Origin of the sequence: Thermococcus profundus, assembly GCF_002214585.1 — an archaeon.
Lineage (GTDB): Archaea > Methanobacteriota_B > Thermococci > Thermococcales > Thermococcaceae > Thermococcus > Thermococcus profundus.
The window spans coordinates 1,096,106-1,116,307 of sequence record NZ_CP014862.1 but is presented as its reverse complement, the minus strand read 5'-3'; the positions used below and the strand labels follow the sequence as shown (position 1 = coordinate 1,116,307).

Here is a 20,202-nt window from a genome sequence, read left to right as displayed (position 1 = left end):
TGGTAAGATGAGAAAGCGTTCCCTCACCCTGTTATCCGACGGGAACCTCTTCCGGCGGGAGAACACCCTATACTTCGAGAACGCCCAGGGAAGGAAGCCCCTCGCTGTTGAGGGCATCTACGACATCTACGTCTACGGCCACGTTAACATAAGCTCACAGGCCCTCCATTTCCTGGCGCAGAAGGGAATAGCCGTCCACTTCTTCAACCACTACGGCCACTACGACGGAAGCTTTTACCCGCGGGAGAAGCTCCATTCCGGGAACCTGGTCGTGGCACAGGCCGAGCACTACCTCAACCGGGAAAAGCGCCTAACTCTTGCCAAGCTCTTCGTGAAAGGCTCCGCCCTCAACATGGAGAAGAACCTAAAGCGCTGGAAAGTTGCCGATGGCTTTCCCAATCTTCTGGAGGAGCTGTTTGAAGAGCTTGAGAGGGCGAAGAAAATAACCGAGGTAATGAACGTCGAGGCGAGGATAAGAGGGGAGTACTATGCCCGCTGGGACGAACACCTGCCGGAGGGCTTCAAGATAGTCAAGCGGACGAGAAGGCCGCCGGGGAACGAGATGAACGCGCTGATAAGCTTCCTCAATTCCCGCCTTTACGCCACCATCGTGAGCGAGCTCTACAACACCCAGCTTGCTCCGACGGTGAGCTACCTCCATGAGCCGGGCGAGAGGAGGTTTTCTCTCGCTCTCGACTTGAGTGAAATCTTCAAGCCGATAATAGCCGACAGGATAGCGACGCGCCTCGTGAAGCAGGGGATAATCAGGAGGGAGCACTTCAGGGGCGAGCTTAACGGCGTTTTGCTGACGAAGGAAGGAATGAGGACCATCCTTGAGCACTACAACAGGGAGCTCGGCAAGAGTGTGAGGCATCCAGGGCTGAAGAAGAACGTCACGAAGCAGAGGCTGATACGGCTTGAGGCGTATAAACTGATAAAGCATCTCGTTGGAGTTAAGGAGTACGAACCGCTGGTGGCGTGGTTCTGAAGTGTTTAGATGTTCCTGAACGAATGCACACGCCCTCGGATAGTGGCTACAAAAAAATGGCTTGATTAGTATTAGTTTTGCAGACGAGAGGATTATGTTTAAATTTTTCTAAACATCTTCCTAGTCCTGATTAAACATAAACTAAACGTAAACCTTAAATCCCGGTAATGCATTTACTATGATTGAGGTGAACCGCATGGTAAACACAGAGTATGGAGGAATCGTGAAAATGCTGAGGTTCTTTGTCCAGACGAAGAACTTCAGCTATGTAGACAGGATTGGAAACGCACTGAATCCGGAACCCGTTGAAGTAGCCCTTCTTGAGGCTCTCAGGGCATTTAGGTCAATTAGAGAGAGCGCCCCCATCGACAAGAACGGGAGAATGTACGTGGAGAAGGACGGGAATAAGATCCCCGTGCCGGGAATTCCAAGCGATGAGGAGATAAAGAAGTTCCTCGACGATGTTCGCTCGGATATGGGAGTTGCCAAACTCGTGGCAACCCTCGCTCTCGCGTATCCCTCAAGGAAGGAAAACTCGGGAGGTGGTGAATGATGTTTTTAAGCGTTGGAGTCAGGTTTGAGGCCAACGTTGAGGCCCTCAACATGGTCGAAACGGCCGGAAACTACGGCAAGCACAGGCGCGTTCCTTACCTAGTTGAGGAGGAGGGTAAACTGAAGACGGTCTATGTGCCAGCCATGAGCGGCGAAAGCCTAGCCCATGCATACCAGGAGCACCTCGTTAGGGAGGCTCTCTCCGCAGGTCTACCCGTCTGTGATGACTGCCAGAGGGGCGAGTTCTACAAGTCCATGAACAAAGTGCATCTTAAGAAAAAGGTCGACCCAATTCCGGATAATCCCAAATCTATCGAAGAAGCCATTGTAAAGGCCTGCGTTGTTGAAGACGTTGGTGGTTTTCTATACGCTGAGAAGCCACCGGTTAGAAGAAGCTCCGCCTTCCAGGTAAGCTACGCCCTCCCAGTCAAGTCAGTTGCTCTCTTCGCCACATCTGAGCCTCAACTTCACGCCAGGCACGCGCAGATGGACGCATCGAGCAAGAAGGGTAACGCCTCCGAGCAGATGATATACTACGTTGAAACTGGCACCGCACTCTACGGCTTCACATTCAACCTGGACCTTGACGCAGTAGGCGTGAGCGCGATAACATCAAAACCCATACTCGATGAAGACGAGATAAAGAAGAGACGCGAGGCGTCGCTAAAGGCACTCTTCAGAATGCTATCATCCAGTCAGTTTGGAGCTAAGCTCTCCCGCTTCTTCCCAGTTGGGGGCATAACGGAGCTTGTTGTGGCAGCCACGGACTATCCCTTCGTCGTCACCTCGCCAATTTACGACGACTATATAGTGAAAACTAAGAAGAGGCTGGAAGTCCTCAGGAGCTTTGGGGAAGAGAGCTTCCTTGCCGTGGCGGGAGAGGAGAAAGTCCCAGAAGAGGCTCTGAAGGAGGCGATTGACTACCTCCACGAAAAGGGAGCCTTCTGAGGTGGTTCCTTTGACTTTATTTTTAAAAGTTCAGCTGAGGCCCACCGGGATAATAGCCCTCCGCGCTCTCCCTCAGAGCAAGATGCGCACTGCACTGCGTTACGTTCCACCGACCACACTGATAGGTGCAATAGCGTACCCTCTCCTCCACATCAGCGGCAACAGAGGAGAGACCACTTACGAGAAGAAAAACTTCAAAAGCAAAGCGGAATCCGTAATGAGCCTCTTTAAGTGGGTCACTATTAAGACGGAGGGCAGACCAAAGCTCTATGGTTCCCTCCTGAAAATCAATACAATTTACCGCGGGAAAGTACAGAGTGCAGTAACTTCGTTCCCCTTTGCAGTTTTCTATGGAGACTCCACCAACTCCCTAACAGCCGCGTATTTTGTTGATGAGGACGTTCTCTCCGAGAGTACCTACAGTACAAAAGACCTAGAGAGAGCATCATGGGGAATAACGAGGCTTGGCTCAAGAGAGTCGATAGTCAGCGTTGAAGACGTGAAGAAAGGAAAAGTGCAGCTTCGCGAGGCAAATAATGTCAAAACAGCATATGCATTCCCCTTTAAGGGAGTTAACGTGCAGGGTAAAGGAACTCTCCAAATGGTCGTTGACTGGCGCTCAGGAATCGGCGACTACTCCAACGCCAAACGCATGGTAATGTTTTACCCCGAAGGAACAGTTGAGGTCCAAGGGAGACTGTCGATTGCAGAACTCGATGGGGAGGTGGTTGTCCTTGCTCCTTGAGGCTCTCTCAAGCTATCCCTACGAAGGTCTAACCAGAGAACTGCTCGCCTTGGGCATGTCGTGGGTTATAATGGACGCCGGGATTGAACCCGACGAAGAAGAGCTTGCCGATGCAATTGAGGGGGCATTGAAATCCCTTGGTAACAGGATGAAGGTTCACACTTCAAAAATGGGAAGAAATGACAGAAGTTCCTTTGACAAGGTTCTGAAGGCATGGTTCGGGAGGAGTGCTCCTGAAACCTACGGTGAACTCTTTGAGCTTGTGGTTAAGGAAACCATAAAACTGCTCAGGGACGGAAAGATAGACCCAATTGAGTCATTATCCACAATAAAAACAGATAAAAACGGGACATATCTCGGAGTAGTGTACAACAGGGAGCAGGCCATTTTGCCGGCGATAATCAAGCAACCGGAGTATTACGAACGCCAGAGCGGATTTCTAAGTCCTACAACCAGCCAGAAGGCCCAGATACGCATGGATCCCCTGTGGTTCTCTTTTATAGCCTTAGGCTTCTTCACGGGCTTCGCAGGCTTCATAGGGGGAAAGTACTACCTGATGACAAAGCCGGGGATTGAGGGTTTCTGGCCCTATGAGGTTGAGGATGTCATTGAGAAAGGTATCCTCCCCTTAACAGGTGCCGGAGCCTCGGGCAGAATCTCTCTGAGCACGGAAGAGCTCTACGAGATGAAGCTGGCGATGAAGCTCGCTGAGGAAGGACGGAACGTCGCTGAGGAAGTTTATCCTGTGACACTACACCTGATAAGCCTTGAAGGACAGGTTTACACCGAGCTCAAGACCATACAGCTTAACTTGACGGGATTAAGCGAGTACATGACCGAATACGTGAAGAGAATAGAGTCCGTCGGCATTGGAGGCCTGCCCCTTCTCGTAGAGCTCAAAGATAGGAACGCTACGGTTCGGAAATACCCTCTCTGGGCCCTTGTGGATATCGCAGAAAAGGAACTCTGGAAGGGCGTCAACGGTGACGGTGAGATGTTGGCATATATCTTCCTCAAAGACCTGTACAGGGCCATTAACAGCGGAAGGCGGGAGTTACTCAGAGACGCCGTTTTCAGACTGTTCCGGCAGGGCAGGGCCCTTCTGGAGGGTAGCGGCAGGGCAAGTGGGGAGTTTCGGAAGGTTATGAAAACCTTCATGTGGCAGGAACACCTGGGGGTGCTACTTTGAAAGCTTTTGAGAAGGCACTCCTGAAGCTCGCGGAGGCAAAGGGGTTCGAGCCGGAGAGAAGGCCCCTACTTGAGGAGGCATTTCATCTTATCACCTCCTCCGAGAATCCACCTTTTTTAGTTCTCCAGGCCCCCACAGGCTACGGAAAAACTCTCCTAAGCTTTGCCCTGGCGGTTCACTCCCTTTGGGACGCCTCCATCTTTGATAGGGTAATTCACGTTCTCCCAATGCGTTCGATCATAGAAGACATCCAGAAAACAGCGGAGGAGGCATTTGGGTTCTCCAGAACCAAGATGATGGGGTCAAGCGGTGAGTTCCTCCACCTCTTTCCGCTCAACATCACCACCGCGGACACGTTCACATGGGATCTGCTAAAGCTCAACACAAAGAAGAGGCACAGGATTAAAGCTGGCTTGGAGTTTGGCTATGATTACTTAACCCAGGCCTCGATACTGACCTCGCTGATAATCTTCGATGAAGCCCACTTCCTTCTTGAGGACGAATCAATGGTGACTGCATTTCTATCAGTTATTGAGTTCCTCACATCCCAGAAAGTTCCCATCGTGGTTATGACCGCCACATTATCGGAAGCTCACAGGAGAATCTTCGAGAAATACGCAAAGAAAAACGGCTACGACTTCCGCGTTTTATCCCCCCAGGAGGACGATCCATTCATCGAGAGAGAGCTGAAAAAAGAGGTTGATATCGAGTTCAAGCAAGGAAATCCCCTCGATTTCATAGAACCGGGAAAGAGAAACGCAATTATAGTGAACTCGGTTAAAAGAGCCGTTGAGCTGTTTAACAAAGCCAAGAACGATCCATATATTTGGCCTGAAAGCGAGGGAATTATGCTGATCCATGGCAGAATGACACCAAGTCACAAACGGGAGCTTGTCAGACGCTTGAGAGAGTGGATAAAAGATGGGAATTTCCTCCTCATCGGAACGCAGGCGGTCGAAGCGGGCGTTGACTTTTCAGTTGACACTATGGTCACGGACAGAGCACCTATAAATTCCCTCCTCCAGCGCTTTGGAAGGGTGGCCCGATATGGGAGTGAAATGAAAGCGAAAATAGTCGTCCTTGAAGATGCACCCTGCGGACCATATCCAGAGGATAAAGTCGAAAAGACAGTAAAGTTGATGAAGGAAAGCCAGCTCCTTCCGAGGGTGCCGGACACATATCAGGCAATAGTTACGGAGGTTCACGGGGAGAAGCTAACATCCATCACAAAGAACGTTAATCGGAAGCTCAAAGGGACTCTTGTCAAGCTCATGGCGGATCATACCAAAAGAGCACCCCATGTTCTAAGTGCGATAGAGCACTTAACCGCCAGTGGCACTCCGGTTATGCGAGGATTCCTAATTCCGCTTTCAGTGGGGGGTGAAGCCGTACTGATAAGCCCCTCCAAGCTGGTGGAGCTTTACTCCAGGGGAGTCGTGGAGATAAAGGGTTGGAAGGGAGAGATGCAGAACTTAAACGATGCCTACAAAGTGGCGAAATCAATTGCATTAGGAGAGAACGTTGAGGTTGTCTTCACGGGCGAGTACGACTGGGAGCGTGGTATCCAATGAACGCGTGTGCATATTTTGAGAATGGAACATGTGTAGAAACGATGGAAGCCCACATAAGGCGGGGCCTCGATATCATTGAGGGACTGTATCTTCGCAGGGGCTATGCTAGCTTCCTCTCCAGGGTTTTGAACGTGGATCCTAAGCTCGCAGGGGAAGTTCTGAAAAAAACCCACATCATTCACGACGTTGGAAAGTGCCTCGAAGGATTTCAGAAAAGACGGGAAAAGTTCCGATTTCATGAGTTTTATTCTGCTCTTGTGGCGGGAGAGGTCTTCGGGAAATACGGGGGAGTGGGGGATGTAATGTCCGTCGCGATACTCCTCCACCATCACGACTGGGTTAGGTACAGAAGCCCTGAGAAACCAAAGAACCTTGAGCTTTGTAATGACTGTTTATCCGTACTCGAAGAGCTTTCGGGAGAAAGGCTACCTAGGGAACTCCCATGGAAAAAGTGGAATGAATTTATGCAAGAAGCAGAAGAAGTCATGAGAAGAAACCTGAAAGGCGTTTATTCGCTTCTGCTTCCTCTGGTCGTTGCAGACAACTACGCTGCGGCATTAAACAGGGGTGGAACTGGCAGCACCCTTGGAAGAGAGATCTTTGAAGTCCTAAACGTTAGGGGGTGGGACGTTGCTCGTGGTCTTTCCGGTGGGCTTTGATGAGAGGTTCATTGTTAGGGCACTGGTGAGAAAGAGGGAAGGCGCCAATGGGCTCGAAGCCGGGGACAAGCTCTTGGCGATCGTTCCTAAGGGATATCAGGGGGAGCAAAGAACCGTCAACGCAATCAACGCAATAAAAAACATAACCTCCCCCATAATTGGGGGAGAGCACATGGTGATCCTGGAGGTCCCTCTTAACGGCGAGGAGATAGTAACCAAGATATCCCACGCTATAAACGACAACCTGACCAACGATCGCCTCATTCTGGCAGTCCTCTCGGGTGGCATGAGGCCGCTCATTGTATCCACGCTCCTGGCACTTTTGACCATCGAGGACGTTAGAGTTATAGTAGAAAGCGACTTTGAGAACCTCTCAGGACATATTTCTCTTGAACTGGGGCCGTTTCTAGCACCATCCAACAGAAGATGGACAAGGATAATCTGTGGCTTCCTTGATGGTAAAAGTGTGAGGAAGATATCTGAGGAGCTTGGGGTTTCCCCGGCAACTATCAGTAATGAGCTGAAAGAAATGACAAAATACGGTCTTGTTAAAGCCGAAAAGCCCGATGGAAGGGCTCCAAGATATAAAGCAACCAATGCTGGAAGGCTTTACCTGAAGATCAAGGGGGAAAGATGTTATGAGGATTAAACTTCTCCTCCGCTTCAAACCTCCTTTCCTCATTCCCTACAACTATCCTCGCTACCTCTACTCCTTCCTCCTTCACGCCATTGAGCTCGCCGATAGGGAAGTCGCGGGCAGGATTCACAACAACAAGAGGGACGTCAAGTTCGTCACATCGAAGTTCAGGCCCGTGGGAAATGCCAAGAGCGTTAGTGAAGGCATTATAGTTGAGTCGGGAACGGTGGAGCTCTACGTCGGTTCTGCAGAAATTACCATTCTCCGCACTCTGATTGAGGGACTTGGATACGGACCCAACGAACTTCACGTAAAAGGACAGAAACTCCAGAGCTACACGGCCGAGCTTGAAGAGACCCCGAAACGCCTGTCGGGAAAGCGCTTTAAAACCCTCTCACCCGTCAGCGTCTACCACAACAACCCGCCCAACGGCTTCCGACAGTGGGATCTCTCTCCTGTTGGCCAGCCGAACAGTCCCTTTGAGGACGAGCCCGAGTTATGGAAGGAGCTCCTCTTTGAAAACCTGAAGTCCAAGTACATGATGGTCTACGGTGAACCCTACGAGAGAGACTTCAGGATCAAGGTGCTGACCAAGAGGCCAAAGAGCAAGAAGTTTTTCATGAAGAGGGACAAGAAAACAGGAAAGCCAATCTACGCCCGCGCCTGGGAGTTTGATTTCAGAATGTGGGGTGAGGAGGAGTTTCTCCGGGTTGCGTACGATCTTGGAATTGGGATGAGGAATCCTCACGGGTTTGGTATGGTGGAGGTGGTGTGAATGGAAATCCCAGACGAGCTTAAAACACTTAACAGAGAGATAAAGGACAAAATAGCCGGAAGAAAGTCTCCACGAAGGATATGGGTCACTTCTCTGAGTTTCTGCCTCAGAAAGGCAGCTCTTTCAATATATCTCGGAACGTCCAAGTATGAACGCACTGGAGACATGCTCTTGGGTACTCTGCTTCACAAGTGGGTTCAGGAGAATGTGGAGGTAGGCGACATAGAGTTTGAGGTGCCATTGGAGTACAAGATCTCCGATGGATGGATCCTTGTGGGGAGGGCCGACGCAATACTGGGAGACAAAATACTCGAGTTCAAGCTCAAGGGTTTCAATCAGGAAAACGGGCCGGGTAGCCTGAAGGAAATGGAGGAACCATCATGGACATGGAAAGAACAACTCAACGCCTACCTCACCATGGCTGGCCTGGAGGAAGGTTACATATATGTTTTTAACAGAGATGGGTTGGACTTTAAACACTTCAAAGTGGAGAAGGACAAAGAATTATTCGACAAATTACTCAGGCGAGCCTGGGTTGTAATAAGGGGCGTTGAGGAACTTGACCAGGGAAAGTTCCCGGCGTGGATAACCCCCCGTCGTTCCGATGAATGTGATTCTTGCCCCTTCAGACCCATATGTGCTGCGATAGATAAGCCATGGGAGAAGTCTAGATAATGTCCTCCAGGGGGTTCTTCTCCAGCCCTATTATTTTCCTCTCTGGCATTGAGCGGAGTTTGTAGATGACAACGGAGTCCTCATCCTCGTTGATAAGTTCTCTTATCTTCTCCCTTATGCGCTCAAACTCCGCCCTCGTCACCTCACCCTCAAAGACGCTGTTTTGGACCCAATGGAGGTGCTGACGCAGAAACTTTTTGACTTTGTTGACCCGTTCAACCGAGACGTCGTAGACCACTATGACGTACATTCCATCACCGTATATGCTAACGGCCCGACTGTTTTATAGTTTTGGCCGTATCACGTTTAAAGCATCCTGTTGTTCAAAGCGGGTTTTATTAACAAATTAATTTGGAAGATATCAGCTGATTGGTTCCTGGAAGTCTTTAGTAACCTGTTGTTATTATCAACCAAATAGTTATGAATATTTAGGATTTTGTGACGAAATTTTTTCAAAATTTTGAAGTGAGGGGTGTGATGCCTTCTTTAGTACCTCTTCCTCGTGCAAATCGAATATTTTGGCATAAAAAAGCATGAGAACAGACCAATTAATGTTTGAGCCCCTAAAAATGCCCGGGAGATCTTATGTTCACAGTTGTGCATAACAGCATAACGAGATCAAGAGCTAAGATCCGCAAGTAAACTCTCCTCTTGGTTCCTAAATTGGGGGTTTCTAGGGGCTCGTTAAAGCGCCCTTTGCGGAAAAGCTTATAAGATTGGAACGCTCTCATCAGTTTAGGGAGGCAAAAGAAGGAAAAATCTGCCCTGTTGCAATAAGACTCTAGGAGAATTGAAAGTTGGTTCAGCCTTCTCCGTCCCTTTTAGGGGCTTCTGTTGCAATAAGACTCTAGGAGAATTGAAAGGGAGTATGCAACTATTTATGAAGCCTGCACCCTCAAGTTGCAATAAGACTCTAGGAGAATTGAAAGCTTTAAAGGAGGGTGGAAAATGGAAACGGTGGGAGGGTTGCAATAAGACTCTAGGAGAATTGAAAGATGCAGTAAGGGACGTGATTAGAAACTACTTTGACGGTCAAGTTGCAATAAGACTCTAGGAGAATTGAAAGATGAAGTTGAAGCCACCGCAATCGTCCAAACGAAAGGTTGCAATAAGACTCTAGGAGAATTGAAAGGACTGTCAAGATACCTAGCTCCCTCCAGATCACCGTTGTGTTGCAATAAGACTCTAGGAGAATTGAAAGAAGGCTCGAAGGCCTCCTTATACCTCACGTAGAATTCGTTGCAATAAGACTCTAGGAGAATTGAAAGCCGGGTCCGGCTCCCAACCCGCCGCCCTAAGCTTCTTGTTGCAATAAGACTCTAGGAGAATTGAAAGGAGATTATAAGAGCATTCGAAGAAGGAGAGGGCCTCGGAGTTGCAATAAGACTCTAGGAGAATTGAAAGTGAGCGTCACGGTTGAGCCGGTCAATGAGAGCAGCATGAGGTTGCAATAAGACTCTAGGAGAATTGAAAGACGCCGACATCGGAGGAAAAGAGGCCCTTAACCTCAAAGTTGCAATAAGACTCTAGGAGAATTGAAAGGAGCAACCTCCCAGAGGAGTACACCCACCCTGATCTGGGTTGCAATAAGACTCTAGGAGAATTGAAAGTCTGTTTGAGCTGCCGCGCCGCCTGAATCTTCTCCTCTGTTGCAATAAGACTCTAGGAGAATTGAAAGGTATTGCCGTCACTACAAGCCGGAAGCTCCACTTTGAAGTTGCAATAAGACTCTAGGAGAATTGAAAGAAAGGCTAGCCCTCACTCGCCGCTTGAGAAATGTCCGGTTGCAATAAGACTCTAGGAGAATTGAAAGTTTTTGACTGGGAGTGTAGGTATTGTCCAGTTAGGGTTGCAATAAGACTCTAGGAGAATTGAAAGTTAGCTGGGTACCTGGCAGTGTTGCCGCTCAGGTCATAGTTGCAATAAGACTCTAGGAGAATTGAAAGATACTTTCTGGTTGGCAGTAAAGCAGATGAAAAGAAAGGTTGCAATAAGACTCTTAGGAGAATTGAAAGGCCTCCGTAGTTGGGGACGACGAGTAGGGCGGGGGCTGTTGCAATAAGACTCTAGGAGAATTGAAAGATCGTACACCTCAAGGAACGGGAAGACGGAAAAATCAGTTGCAATAAGACTCTAGGAGAATTGAAAGTCTTATCAAGCTCGTCGATAGCACACACTCCACCATCAGGTTGCAATAAGACTCTAGGAGAATTGAAAGAATCAATAATATTGCCTTTCGGAAACTCTGAGAGGTCAGTTGCAATAAGACTCTAGGAGAATTGAAAGGTCTCTTAGCGGTGATCCTCGGGTGAGGGAGCTATGGTTGCAATAAGACTCTAGGAGAATTGAAAGTAAAAGTTTGGCTGTTCAGGATCCCCTAATTTGCAGGTTGCAATAAGACTCTAGGAGAATTGAAAGTACTCTGTCCCCATGAGCTCCCACGCCTCGGCGAGCTTGTTGCAATAAGACTCTAGGAGAATTGAAAGGGAGTAGCTGACCTCCGAGGCCCCCACTAGTGCAGGCCGTTGCAATAAGACTCTAGGAGAATTGAAAGATATGAGCTTCCCCGGACATTCTTAAAAGAGTTATTGTTGCAATAAGACTCTAGGAGAATTGAAAGCAAAATGGCCGAACAGATCGTCGAGTACATCAAAAAGGTTGCAATAAGACTCTAGGAGAATTGAAAGAAAGACAAAAAGAGGGTTAAAAAGAAGGGTGACGGGTTGCAATAAGACTCTAGGAGAATTGAAAGCTTAAGCAGGTGGTTTTAGTAACTGAGGACGGGCACGTTGCAATAAGACTCTAGGAGAATTGAAAGCTTCCCGATGACTGCGTCAACACGGGCCCAGGATCCCTGGTTACAATAAGACCTAGATAGACAAAATTTAGAAAAGGCTCCACTAAAGGTCCAACACCTTCCCCGCGTGGAGCTTTTCGAAGTTCTCCCCGAACTCACTGGCAAAGAGAGCCTCAGCTTTAAGGCCCGTGCAGTGGCCGGCGTAGACCTTCTTAACTCCCATCCCCTTCAGAGCCTCCACGGTCTTTTGAATCCTCTCATCGTCAGCGTCTATCAAGTGAAAACCGCCAACAACTGCATGAACGCGCTCAACTCCGCTTATCTCCCTTGCCCGCCTCACCATACTCACAATGCCGGGATGGGAACAGCCCCCAACCACGACAAGCCCCTTTCTGGTGTTTATCGCAAGCCCTATCTCATCGCTTACGTCGTCCTTAGTCACCCTTCCATCTTCAAGTTTGTAGAGCCCTATCGAGGTCTCCTTTTCGAAGTCGGCCCTCTGCTCAACCGGAACCTCCCCGAGGGTGAAGATCCCGGGCATTATCCGTATAGGATCCCTGCTGAGGATCCATATCCCTCCAAGCTCTTCGATTTTCTCCCTCGTTCCTCCCCTGAGCGGCGGAATTCCAGCATAGACGAACTCCGGATCCATTGCAAAGCTCACCTTGAATATATCGGGGTGGGCAAACACCGGCACTTCCCTTTTTATCTCCCGCATGATGCCCAAAAGGCCCCCTGTGTGGTCGAAGTGGCTGTGAGAGAGGAGGACTGCGTCTATCTCGCCGGGATCGAGCTTGAGCAGTTTCATGTTGAACAGGATCGGCTCGGCGTAGGAGGCCGTGTCGAAAAGGATCCTCCGCCTGATTCCCCCCGATTGCGCGTCGATGAGAAAAGAAACCCCATGCTGTGCCCAGAATGGACTGTTATATCCAGCGTAGTCATCGGCAAGAACGTAGATCCTAACATCCTCAGCCGTTCCAACATCCACCCCCATCACCTAATTGAATAGGGACGGATGAAGTTATACGCGTTTCCCAGATCACACTTCAGATCAATGAAAAACTCAGAGGGGCGTCATGGGAGGGACTCCATCTCAAGAACCCTCTCGAAAACCGTCCTGTGGTTGCCGAAGGCCTCGTACATTCTGTTAGAGTAGTTCTCCGATGCCGTTTCCAGGAACTCGCGAAGGTTGTTACTTATCTCCTCGTTCATCGGGACGTGGAGCGGTGCGGGCTCGTAGTAGTCGAGGCCCTTCATGAGCGCTGTCGAGAAGTACCAGAGGGTCTTCCTGACCTTCCTCCCCTTTATCCTGGAGAAGCTGGCCTCCATGCAGTTGAATGCCGCGTGAAGGACCACCATCATGTCTATCTCAACGCCCTTTTCAAGGAGGCGCTTTCTCTCGAGGTCGTTCCTCAGGTCCTTTATCCTGTAGCCGCTCCTAGTCTGCTCGTCGTAGGGAACGTCGACGTCGTAGATGCCCTCAACGCGCGGGTCGTAGACGAGAACGTCGGTCCCGCCAACGATGTAGAGCTTTCCGTCCCTGACCTCGACTACGGTGTTTTCCGTGCTCAGAACCGGGAGTCCCTGGGAAAGGGCGAGAACGGACATCGTGCTCTTGCCGGTGTGGGGATAACCCACGAACAAAATAGCCTTGCCGCCGGGTGCAACGACGCCGACGGAGTCAGTTACGAACATCCTTCCAGACTTCGCGGCGGCCCTTGCCGCAGCCTGAAGTATGAAGAACACCGGGGCCTCGTTGCCGTAGGCGGAGGGAACCCCCGACTCTATTTTGTACTCGTCCCTTCCAAGGTAGTCGTAGGCCGCGCTGAAGACCCTGAACTCGCTACCTTTAAAGCGCTCAATTACAACCTGGGGGTCTCCTTCACCCGGTCTTACGTCGGGGAGGTAGCGCCTCGCGAAGAGCCCACCAAAAGCGTCCTCAAAACCGTCGTCGAGTTCACCGGTAAACCTGACGTTTACACCGCCGATCCTCATGCCCATTGGCTCCCCCAATATGGGCTGAGTAGGAGGATTTATAACTTTTCCGTGAAAACTCGATCCTAGAAAGGCGCCGAATTAACACGGAAGCCAGAGGGAAGAAAACGAACAAAAAGGAGAAGGCATCACTCGAGGGCAGCCAAAAGTTTCTCCATGAACATCTTCTCAGGATAGGCGCCCTCGAACTGAACCTTGTCCTCGCCGTCCACCTGGATGACGATCTTCGGAACCGCCATGACGCTGTACTTGTCGGCCCACTCCGGGTACTCGATGGCCTCGACCATGTCTCCAAGAATCTTGCCCTTGCCGGCGTTGGTGTTCTCGATGGCGAACTTGTGGGCCATCCTGACGGCGAGCGGGCAGTACGGGCAGGTCGGGGTAACGAAGACGAGTATCCTGACGTCTTTCTCGATCTTGGCGAGCTCCTCCTTGCTCTCGGGCATGAGGTCTGTGGTGGCGTTGCTGACATCTACTATGTCCTCAAGGAATGCCGCGAACTCGTGGCCGGCCGGAAGGCCGAAGAAGCGAACGCCCATGTCCCTGCCGTCCTGGGTTATGGTTACAGCTGGAGCGCGGTCGATCCTGTACTGCTCCGCTATCTTCCTGCCCTCCTCAGTGTCGAAGTCGTAGAACTCAAAGCTGAGCTTGTCGCTGAGCTCGGCGAGCTCCTGAACGAGCTGCTTGAGCTGGTCGCAGTACTGGCAGTGCTCCTTACCTGTGAAGCCGATGATCTTAACGGGGTTGGTTATCTTTGAAAAGAACTCCTCCTTAATTACCTTCTTGTCGGCATCGCTAATCAGTCCCATGTCCAAACACCTCCATATCTAAAGGTTTATAACGTTTCGAGTGAAACCTAGCCAGGAGCATAATCCCCGGTTTGCAACCTAAGGTTAAATGTTCACTATATAAGCTTTACGTCACAGATTTGGGTGGTGTGGGTCATGCCTGAGACAGGACCGGACGTGTTTTACATCCTGGGAAACAAGGTCCGCCGAGACCTTTTAAGCCATCTGACTTGTACCGAGTGCTATTTCAGCTTCTTGAGCAACAAAGTTAGCGTTTCTTCGACCGCCGTTGCCAAGCACCTCAAGATCATGGAGAGAGAAGGAATCCTCCGCTCCTACGAGAGGGAAGGGCCCTTCATCGGCCCCGCCAGAAAGTACTACGAGATAAACATATCAAAAACGTTCGTAACAACGATAACCCCCAACGTGTTCTGGTACACTGGGCTCGACCTCGACGGAGGCTCGCTTGAGAGGGCCACGGTTGACGTCTCTTCTTTTGACGTTGAGATTGAGGACCTCCACTCCCAGATAGAAGCGTTCCTGGGGCTGACCAGGGAGCTCAACAAAGTTCTCTCGCTCCTGCAGAGCATCGAGCACAAGAGGGACAGACTGATGGCGAGGATCAAAGAGACCTACCTCAGTGAGATCGGCGACATGACGCAACTGGCCATTCTCCACTACGTCCTTCTCACAGGGGAAGCAACTGTAGACGAGCTCTCCGACAGGCTCAACCTCAAGGAGAGGGAAGTTCTCGTGAAGGCCCAGGAACTGGACAGATTCGTACCGTTAATAATAAAAGACGGCCTCATTAAAATCGACGAAGAAAGGCTGAAACAAAGGAACGGCGGTGAAACCAATGCCGGAGAAGATTAGAGTCGTAGTCAACGAGGATAAGTGCTACCTCTGCGGCGGCTGTGCCGGTGTTTGCCCGACCCTCGCCATTGAAGTCCACTCGAGCGGCTGGGAGTTCTTCCAGGACAAGTGCATAAGCTGCAGGATATGCATCAACGCATGCCCCGTTGGAGCGCTCAGCGCTGAACCCCTGGAGGTGAAAGAATGAGCTGGAAATACGATGTCGTTGTGGTCGGTGCGGGAATAGCCGGCCCGATAATAGCCAGGAACGTTGCTAAAGCCGGTCACTCGGTCCTTCTCATCGATAAGAAGCCTGCCATTGGTTCACCCAAGCAGTGTGCTGAGGGCATAAGCATAAAGGTCTTCGACAAGTACGACATCCCCTACGACAAGCGCTACATAAACCGTGAGATTTATGGTGCCAAGCTCTACTCCCCAAGCGGCCACGAGCTGGAGCTCAGGTACAAGGAAGCCAGCGGCGTAATCCTTGAGAGAAAGGTCTTCGACAAGATGCTAGCTTACTATGCGGCAAAGGCCGGAGCAGATGTCCTCTCAAGGACAGAGGCCCTCGATGTCATCAGGAAGGACGGTAAAGTCGTTGGAATCAAGGCCAAGCACGAGAATGAGCCCGTTGAGATTTATGCTGATATAATCGTCGCCGCCGACGGTGTTGAGAGCACCATAGCCAGAAAAGCTGGGATAAACACCTACGCTCCCCCGCATGAGTTCGACTCAAGCTATGAGTACGAGATGCTCATAGAGGGCTACGACCCAGACCTCATACACCTCTGGTTCGGCAACGAGGTCGCTCCGCGCGGCTACGTATGGGTCTTCCCGAAGGACGAGGACCGGGCAAACGTTGGCATTGGTATAGCCTCAGACCACCCGGAGACCGCCAAGTACTACCTCGACAAGTGGCTCAAGGAGAACAACATTCCAGCTAAGAAGATACTCGAGGTTAACGTCGGCGTTGTTCCAGTTGGCGGCTTCGTCAAGGAGCTTGCCAAGGACAACGTTATCGTCGTCGGCGATGCCGCCAGGCAGGTCAACCCGATGCACGGCGGCGGAATGGCCGAGGCCATGGAAGCAGGAACTATAGCGAGCAAGTGGATAAACAGGGCCCTCGAAGAGGAGAACATTGCCCTCCTCCAGAACTACACCAAGGAGTGGTGGGAGACCGACGGAAAGAGGCTTGAAAAAGTCCTCAAGGTCAGAAAGGTAACCGAGAAGCTCACCGACGAGGACCTCGACCTGTTTATTCAGGTTCTCAGCGGCGCCGACGCGGAGAAGATAGCGGGAGGCGACTACGGGGAGGTTATCAAAGCACTCCTCAAGCACCCGAAGGTCCTCCTCAGCAAGCGCAGGATCTCCCTGCTCAGGCAGCTTCTTTAACTTCTGACGCACCTGAAGCCCCTTTTCTTTTCCTTTGAGAATATTACTATCTCAACCGGCTCCCCCATGGTGATTCTGCCCCACGGAGAATCCAGATGCTTCCCCTCTTTGAAGCGGTAGTAAAGCTCAACGTCCCCGGAATTCACGACTTCAAAACCCTCAACGCTTCCGAGGGAGAGAATCTCCTCACAGCGGCCGTTCCTGCAGGGAAGTTTGGAGGGGTCTAATCCAAGCTCCATCTCAAGGTAGAGCAACTTCGCCAGGGCCTCAACGGTCGGGGGACTCATCTCATAAACCCGCGTAACGGCCTTTAGAAGCATGGGGAACTTCCTATCTTCCTTGGACATTCCATAGCCAAGCTCCCGCAGAGGGTCGCGTGGGAAAACTCCATACAAGGCGTTCCTCAGTTTGATTATCCTGTTCACCCACACCTGTATCTCCCTGGGGCTTCCGAGCATTGAAAGCCGCCGGTCGAGCGAAAATCCCCTTTTAACATCCAAATTTTTCAGCATGCCAAGCTGGAGATCAAGTTCGGGATCGCTTACGAGGAGCCCGTTATGCTTCAGCAGGACATACCCTTCACGGAAGATCCCGTAGGATTCCTCAACCAGATCATCAAACCGGAGCGCGAAGGCGTAGAGGCTTGCATCTGAAAGCCCCAGGATGAAAAGGGACTGGACATCTAGAAGAAGCCCCAAATCCACAGTTCTGTTCAGCACCCTCTCCCTGAGCTGGCCAAGTACCTCCCTCGCACTGTCCAGCAGAACCCTTGGGACACGTTCATCCTCAGCAAGCCCCTCGCCCATGCAACCACTCCTGAAAACTTCAACTTGTTCGCTAATAAGGTTTTCTTCGTGGAGCATGGACCATCAAAACCCTAATATAGCCCATCGATCAATAATGAAGATGTTGAAGGCCCAATTTTTCGTAAGGGGGTGGTGAAGCATGCCAGGACATGCTGGGCCCGGTATAATAGCCGTAGGTGCAATTGGCGCCCTTGGACTGCTGGCAATATTCATAGCGCTCTTTATAGCGGGCTTCTTCTTATACCTCGGGGCGAAGCTGGTTGGTATAGAAAAAGCCACGATCGGCAAATCCGTGGTGGCGGTTGTTGGAGGCGGGATTCTCGCAATGGTCATCGGCATTATTCCCGTCCTTGGATGGATACTGGCACCAATAGCCTATATCTGGGTGGTAAAGACAGTTTTCGACACGGGTTGGCTCAGGGCGTTCTTGGCCGTGATAATGACGATCGTAGTGGAGATCATGATCGCGTTCGCACTGTTTGTTCTTATGGGAATCTCCCTCAGCGCACTCTGACTACTTCTTTTTCTTTCTGCTCCAGTCCTTGCAGTTCATATCAACGCATATCTCGTACTCGCGGCCCTTCTCGCGGATCTTCACGACGGGCGCCCCACCACAGCAGGTCTTGTTGGTTGGAATTATTTCACCCCGCTGGAGGAGGGGGTAAGTTACGTCGCACTTGGGCCAGTTCGAACAGCCGACGAAGCGCTTTCCGGTCTTCCTGTTGTACCTAACGACCAAATCGCCGCCGCACTTGGGGCACTTACCGATCACGAGGGGCTTACGTTCAATCTTTCTGGAAGATCCGGATGCGGATTCCCCATCCACAGCTTTTTGGATCTCCTTCTCCTCATCCTCGGTGAGTTCCTTCACTGCTCTGGCCTTCTTTGCGGTCTCTTTACTTGTCGTTACCCCAGTCCCGGTGCTCTCCAGGAGAATCCTGCCGATGTCAAGCTCCTTCTCCTTGAAGATCTGGAGGATCTTAACCAGCTGGTCTTTACTCTCCTCGATGACCTGATCCTTGTTCGCTTTCCCTGCCATTATCTCCTCCATCTTCTCCTCAAAGGCTCTCGTCAGTTCAACGCTGACTATGTCGGGTACGTTCTTCTCCAGGGCTTCGACAACACGCATCCCAAGAGGGGTAACCTTTATCTTCCGCTTGCCTTCTATGTATCCCCTCTGGTAGAGGGTTTCCAAGATCTGGGCGCGCGTCGCTTTGGTTCCTATGCCGAGGTCTTCCATCTTCTTAATGACCGCCGCTGGAGAGTAGCGCGCTGGCGGTTTGGTCTTCTTCTTCTCGCGCTTTATCTGAATGACCCTGACGGGTTCTCCTTCCTTGAAAGCGGGAAGGATAACCTCGTCAAATTTAACGTACTTGCCGTATACTTTCAGCCAGCCCTCCTTGACGGTTCTCGCCCCGCTGAGGATAAAGCGGTGGTTGTTGGAGTTTATGATGACCTTCATCGTCTCCCTCAATGCGGGCTCCATGAAGAGCGCCAGAAAGCGTCTCACAACGAGGTCGTAGATGTTCCCCTCATCCTTAGTGAGGTCGCTGGGCTTTGGAAGCTCGCCGGTTGGATATATGGCCGGATGCGCCGGGTCATCCTTTTTTCCTTCGACGGGCTTGAGCTTCTCCTTACCCAGAAGCTCGTGGGCAAAGGGCTTGTACTCGGGCAACTTGGCGAGATTCTGGAGTATTGTTCTGAAGTTGAGGTTCTTGGGGAGCTTCTGGGAGCTTGTTCTCGGGTACGATTGAAGGCCCTTCTCGTACAGCTTCTGTGCTATCTCCAGAGTCTTCTTTGGAGTGTAGCCGAAGGCGGAATAGGCTTCCCTCTGGAGGGTTCCGAGGTCGAAGGGCACGGGGGGATTCCTTTTCTGCTGCTTGATTTCTACCTTCTCCACAAAAGCAGGCCCCTTCTTAGCTTCCTCGACTATCCTCTTGGCCTCATTCTCGTCGAGGATGCGCTCCTTCTCGTAGTTGGCGGTGTACTGCCCCCCGTTCTTCTCCAGAGTCATCTTGATGACCCAGTACGGTGTCGGCTTGAAGTTCTGGATCTCCTTCTCCCTCTCGACCAGAAACTTCAGGGTCGGCCCCTGAACCCTTCCAGTCGAGAGAACCATCCATTTCCCACTTGCGCGCTTTATGGCCGATGTGAGGGCCCTTGAGAGGTTGACGCCCCAGTACCAGTCTAGGACGTGCCTGGCAACACCAGCATCGGCCATGCCGAAGTTGATAGTCGGTTCGAGGTTGTACCAGGCCTTCAGGAGGTCTTTCTTTGTCAGGGCAGAGAACTTCATGCGCTTTGCCTTTGACGGATCGACGCCGCAGGCGTATTTCAAAGCGGTATAACCTATCACCTCACCCTCGGTATCATAGTCGCAGGCAACCACGAATTCATCGGCCCGCTTTGCCAGGGTTGCGAGGGCCTTTATGTAGTCCCTCGCATAGCTCTTTCCTTTTTCAGCCACATAAACGGGCACCCATTCGATATCGAAGATCGGGTAGCCGTAGGTCTTCACCTTGGGGGCGAGGGAGAAGAGATGCCCGACGGCAGGAGCCACGATTATCCTCTTCCCATCGCGGGTGAACTCGTAGTAGCTCACCTTCCCAATGGTTTTTCTAACCGGCTTGCCTTCTGCCAGTGCATAGGCTATCTTCCTGGCAACGTTGGGCTTCTCCGCGATGATGAGCGTGACCATGACAACACCTCAACGTTGTACGGGAGGGCATATAAAAATCCTGCGGAAAGGCCCTTGGAGGAAGCGAAAGGGGGGCTTTGGGAATGTCGCCCCCCTGGGGGTCCCGACTTCATCGCAACCCGATACTCGTCGGGC

The 20,202-nt window shown here is 51.2% G+C and carries 20 protein-coding genes and 2 CRISPR repeat arrays; of the genes, 14 read left to right on the top strand and 6 right to left on the bottom strand.

Features of this window, described 5'->3' with window-relative positions; all coding sequences use genetic code 11:
* The first annotated feature begins 7 nt into the window (after nt 1–7).
* The 10 genes from cas1b (at nt 8) to A3L09_RS05970 (ending at nt 8,739) form a co-directional block, all read left to right on the top strand.
* Nucleotides 8–988 carry a type I-B CRISPR-associated endonuclease Cas1b gene (gene cas1b, locus A3L09_RS06015; RefSeq protein WP_088858094.1) on the top strand — a complete coding sequence of 327 codons (981 nt, stop codon included), beginning with the start codon at nt 8–10 and terminating at the stop codon, nt 986–988.
* A gap of 196 nt (nt 989–1,184) precedes the next feature.
* A complete protein-coding gene (gene csa5 / locus A3L09_RS06010) occupies nt 1,185–1,541 on the top strand; it encodes a type I-A CRISPR-associated protein Csa5 (protein ID WP_088858093.1) in 357 nt (118 codons plus the stop codon).
* A complete protein-coding gene (gene cas7a, locus A3L09_RS06005) occupies nt 1,541–2,488 on the top strand; it encodes a type I-A CRISPR-associated protein Cas7/Csa2 (RefSeq protein ID WP_088858092.1) in 948 nt (315 codons plus the stop codon). The genes csa5 and cas7a overlap by 1 nt, the downstream gene beginning before the upstream one ends.
* Nucleotide 2,489: 1 nt before the next feature.
* Complete coding sequence (gene cas5a, locus A3L09_RS06000) at nt 2,490–3,233, top strand: type I-A CRISPR-associated protein Cas5a (RefSeq protein ID WP_088858091.1); 744 nt, start codon at nt 2,490–2,492, stop codon at nt 3,231–3,233.
* Nucleotides 3,223–4,422, top strand: a complete 1,200-nt coding sequence (cas8a2, locus tag A3L09_RS05995; protein WP_088858090.1) for a type I-A CRISPR-associated protein Cas8a2/Csx9 — start codon at nt 3,223–3,225, stop codon at nt 4,420–4,422. Before cas5a ends, cas8a2 begins: the two co-directional genes overlap by 11 nt.
* On the top strand, nt 4,419–5,993 hold the full coding sequence (gene cas3, locus A3L09_RS05990; protein WP_198362252.1) for a CRISPR-associated helicase Cas3': 1,575 nt from the start codon (nt 4,419–4,421) through the stop codon (nt 5,991–5,993). The genes cas8a2 and cas3 overlap by 4 nt, the downstream gene beginning before the upstream one ends.
* Nucleotides 5,990–6,652, top strand: coding sequence for a CRISPR-associated endonuclease Cas3'' (locus tag A3L09_RS05985; RefSeq protein ID WP_088858088.1), 663 nt, complete (start codon nt 5,990–5,992; stop codon nt 6,650–6,652). The genes cas3 and A3L09_RS05985 overlap by 4 nt, the downstream gene beginning before the upstream one ends.
* Nucleotides 6,624–7,301 carry a CRISPR-associated CARF protein Csa3 gene (csa3, locus tag A3L09_RS05980; RefSeq protein WP_088858087.1) on the top strand — a complete coding sequence of 226 codons (678 nt, stop codon included), beginning with the start codon at nt 6,624–6,626 and terminating at the stop codon, nt 7,299–7,301. The genes A3L09_RS05985 and csa3 overlap by 29 nt, the downstream gene beginning before the upstream one ends.
* The gene (gene cas6 / locus A3L09_RS05975) at nt 7,291–8,064 is read left to right on the top strand and encodes a CRISPR-associated endoribonuclease Cas6 (RefSeq protein WP_088858086.1); all 774 of its coding nucleotides are present in this window, start codon (nt 7,291–7,293) and stop codon (nt 8,062–8,064) included. Before csa3 ends, cas6 begins: the two co-directional genes overlap by 11 nt.
* Nucleotides 8,065–8,739: a CRISPR-associated protein Cas4 gene (locus tag A3L09_RS05970; RefSeq protein WP_088858085.1), complete on the top strand. Its 675-nt coding sequence runs from the start codon at nt 8,065–8,067 to the stop codon at nt 8,737–8,739.
* Here A3L09_RS05970 and cas2 read toward each other — a convergent pair.
* From cas2 to pdo, 4 genes are all read right to left on the bottom strand, one after another.
* Complete coding sequence (gene cas2 / locus A3L09_RS05965; protein ID WP_088858084.1) at nt 8,732–8,989, bottom strand: CRISPR-associated endonuclease Cas2; 258 nt, start codon at nt 8,987–8,989, stop codon at nt 8,732–8,734. The two genes, A3L09_RS05970 and cas2, sit on opposite strands and share 8 nt — an antisense overlap.
* Nucleotides 8,990–9,506: 517 nt before the next feature.
* A CRISPR array of direct repeats spans nt 9,507–10,685; the repeat unit is 30 nt; unit sequence GTTGCAATAAGACTCTAGGAGAATTGAAAG.
* A 105-nt stretch (nt 10,686–10,790) separates the two neighbouring features.
* A CRISPR array of direct repeats spans nt 10,791–11,557; the repeat unit is 30 nt; unit sequence GTTGCAATAAGACTCTAGGAGAATTGAAAG.
* Nucleotides 11,558–11,639: 82 nt separating this feature from the next.
* Complete coding sequence (locus tag A3L09_RS05960) at nt 11,640–12,530, bottom strand: MBL fold metallo-hydrolase (protein ID WP_088858083.1); 891 nt, start codon at nt 12,528–12,530, stop codon at nt 11,640–11,642.
* 80 nt (nt 12,531–12,610) lie between these two features.
* Nucleotides 12,611–13,537 carry a hypothetical protein gene (locus tag A3L09_RS05955; protein ID WP_088858082.1) on the bottom strand — a complete coding sequence of 309 codons (927 nt, stop codon included), beginning with the start codon at nt 13,535–13,537 and terminating at the stop codon, nt 12,611–12,613.
* A 122-nt stretch (nt 13,538–13,659) separates the two neighbouring features.
* Nucleotides 13,660–14,340, bottom strand: a complete 681-nt coding sequence (gene pdo, locus A3L09_RS05950) for a protein disulfide oxidoreductase (protein ID WP_088858081.1) — start codon at nt 14,338–14,340, stop codon at nt 13,660–13,662.
* Between the two features lie 135 nt (nt 14,341–14,475).
* Between pdo and surR the strand changes: the two genes are divergently transcribed.
* The 3 genes from surR to A3L09_RS05935 are packed head-to-tail and all read left to right on the top strand — an operon-like array spanning nt 14,476 to nt 16,563.
* Entirely contained in the window at nt 14,476–15,192 is a 717-nt protein-coding gene (surR, locus tag A3L09_RS05945) for a sulfur metabolism transcriptional regulator SurR (protein ID WP_088858080.1), read from the top strand.
* On the top strand, nt 15,176–15,379 hold the full coding sequence (locus A3L09_RS05940) for a DUF362 domain-containing protein (protein WP_088858079.1): 204 nt from the start codon (nt 15,176–15,178) through the stop codon (nt 15,377–15,379). The genes surR and A3L09_RS05940 overlap by 17 nt, the downstream gene beginning before the upstream one ends.
* Entirely contained in the window at nt 15,376–16,563 is a 1,188-nt protein-coding gene (locus tag A3L09_RS05935) for a geranylgeranyl reductase family protein (protein ID WP_088858078.1), read from the top strand. The genes A3L09_RS05940 and A3L09_RS05935 overlap by 4 nt, the downstream gene beginning before the upstream one ends.
* Here A3L09_RS05935 and A3L09_RS05930 read toward each other — a convergent pair.
* Nucleotides 16,560–17,369, bottom strand: a complete 810-nt coding sequence (locus tag A3L09_RS05930) for a hypothetical protein (RefSeq protein WP_088858077.1) — start codon at nt 17,367–17,369, stop codon at nt 16,560–16,562. The two genes, A3L09_RS05935 and A3L09_RS05930, sit on opposite strands and share 4 nt — an antisense overlap.
* Before the next feature lie 139 nt (nt 17,370–17,508).
* Between A3L09_RS05930 and A3L09_RS05925 the strand changes: the two genes are divergently transcribed.
* Complete coding sequence (locus A3L09_RS05925) at nt 17,509–17,883, top strand: hypothetical protein (RefSeq protein WP_088858076.1); 375 nt, start codon at nt 17,509–17,511, stop codon at nt 17,881–17,883.
* Here A3L09_RS05925 and topA read toward each other — a convergent pair whose 3' ends face one another.
* Entirely contained in the window at nt 17,884–20,067 is a 2,184-nt protein-coding gene (topA, locus tag A3L09_RS05920) for a DNA topoisomerase I (RefSeq protein ID WP_088858075.1), read from the bottom strand.
* Between the last annotated feature and the right edge of the window lie 135 nt (nt 20,068–20,202).

Excerpts from the sequence above, each read along its gene's own strand:
- cas1b (WP_088858094.1), top strand. The coding sequence starts at position 8 with ATGAGAAAGCGTTCCCTCACCCTGTTATCCGACGGGAACCTCTTCCGG.
- csa5 (WP_088858093.1), top strand. The coding sequence starts at position 1,185 with ATGGTAAACACAGAGTATGGAGGAATCGTGAAAATGCTGAGGTTCTTT.
- cas7a (WP_088858092.1), top strand. The coding sequence starts at position 1,541 with ATGTTTTTAAGCGTTGGAGTCAGGTTTGAGGCCAACGTTGAGGCCCTC.
- A3L09_RS05985 (WP_088858088.1), top strand. The coding sequence starts at position 5,990 with ATGAACGCGTGTGCATATTTTGAGAATGGAACATGTGTAGAAACGATG.
- cas6 (WP_088858086.1), top strand. The coding sequence starts at position 7,291 with ATGAGGATTAAACTTCTCCTCCGCTTCAAACCTCCTTTCCTCATTCCC.
- A3L09_RS05970 (WP_088858085.1), top strand. The coding sequence starts at position 8,065 with ATGGAAATCCCAGACGAGCTTAAAACACTTAACAGAGAGATAAAGGAC.
- cas2 (WP_088858084.1), bottom strand. The coding sequence starts at position 8,989 with ATGTACGTCATAGTGGTCTACGACGTCTCGGTTGAACGGGTCAACAAA.
- A3L09_RS05960 (WP_088858083.1), bottom strand. The coding sequence starts at position 12,530 with ATGGGGGTGGATGTTGGAACGGCTGAGGATGTTAGGATCTACGTTCTT.
- A3L09_RS05955 (WP_088858082.1), bottom strand. The coding sequence starts at position 13,537 with ATGGGCATGAGGATCGGCGGTGTAAACGTCAGGTTTACCGGTGAACTC.
- pdo (WP_088858081.1), bottom strand. The coding sequence starts at position 14,340 with ATGGGACTGATTAGCGATGCCGACAAGAAGGTAATTAAGGAGGAGTTC.
- surR (WP_088858080.1), top strand. The coding sequence starts at position 14,476 with ATGCCTGAGACAGGACCGGACGTGTTTTACATCCTGGGAAACAAGGTC.
- A3L09_RS05940 (WP_088858079.1), top strand. The coding sequence starts at position 15,176 with ATGCCGGAGAAGATTAGAGTCGTAGTCAACGAGGATAAGTGCTACCTC.
- A3L09_RS05935 (WP_088858078.1), top strand. The coding sequence starts at position 15,376 with ATGAGCTGGAAATACGATGTCGTTGTGGTCGGTGCGGGAATAGCCGGC.
- A3L09_RS05930 (WP_088858077.1), bottom strand. The coding sequence starts at position 17,369 with ATGGGCGAGGGGCTTGCTGAGGATGAACGTGTCCCAAGGGTTCTGCTG.
- A3L09_RS05925 (WP_088858076.1), top strand. The coding sequence starts at position 17,509 with ATGCCAGGACATGCTGGGCCCGGTATAATAGCCGTAGGTGCAATTGGC.
- topA (WP_088858075.1), bottom strand. The coding sequence starts at position 20,067 with ATGGTCACGCTCATCATCGCGGAGAAGCCCAACGTTGCCAGGAAGATA.